The sequence below is a fragment of the Streptococcus sp. 2106 genome, from assembly GCF_013277315.1.
Classification (GTDB): Bacteria; Bacillota; Bacilli; order Lactobacillales; family Streptococcaceae; genus Streptococcus; species Streptococcus pseudopneumoniae.
This window is the reverse complement of the sequence record NZ_VMMS01000140.1, coordinates 1-787: the sequence shown is the minus strand read 5'-3', so window position 1 is coordinate 787 and position 787 is coordinate 1. Positions and strand designations below refer to the sequence as shown.

The following is a 787-nucleotide window of genomic DNA, read 5'->3' as shown; positions in this document are numbered from 1 at the left end:
CATAATAAGAGTTATCATCTCCTTTGGAAACAATAGAAATGTCCAAATCTTTCTTTTTAATCTTGCCTTCTTCAAAGAGTTTTTGTTTTTCTGCTCGTATTTTTTCAAGTAAAACTTCGACTGGTTCATCATTTGGGTCTTGTTCTACTAATTTTCCTTGCATAGCATATTGAAGAATAGATTTTTTTAGTTTATCTGGAAATTCTTTATCTAGCTGTTCTAGTCTATTATAACTTTCAGCATATTCATCTACTTTTTCTAAAGCTGATTCGATTGCTTCTATTATGCGTTGTTGTTCGGATAGTGGGGGGAGAGCAATTAATAATAGATTAAAATTATAATCATTGATTGCAGGATAACTTGTTCCAGTAGATTTATTATTAACTCGATTGATAAAATTATCTGATAATAAATAATATTTCAAATATGTTTCGTTAAGTAAAGTATCCAAAACAATAAATGCTGTACTAGCTATCAAATACTCTTTAAGTTCTCTAACTACAGCAATATTTTTTAGATATGGTCTAACTGTTGAAAATAAGACACTATTCTGCGAAACTAATTTTCTAGCACGGGAAGGCGCTTGTTCAGGTGAAAGATATTGTAGATTTTTGTAGTTGATTATGTTCTTTTTTCTATCAATACTAGACGTATCTATATACCTAAAGGATTTCTCTGGCTTATTTTGCCCAAAATTCCAATAAATTGATTTTATCCTCACCCACTCCCAAGTATCAGGAATATCATAAGGAACATCAATTTCTTGAGTACTTCCATCAGCAAACTT

At 30.2% G+C, this 787-nt stretch carries 1 protein-coding gene; it reads right to left on the bottom strand.

All coding sequences use genetic code 11. The annotated features are described in order from the left end of the window. On the bottom strand, positions 1 to 787 hold a 787-nt coding region (locus tag HT723_RS11145; protein ID WP_188111033.1), incomplete at both ends, for a restriction endonuclease subunit S.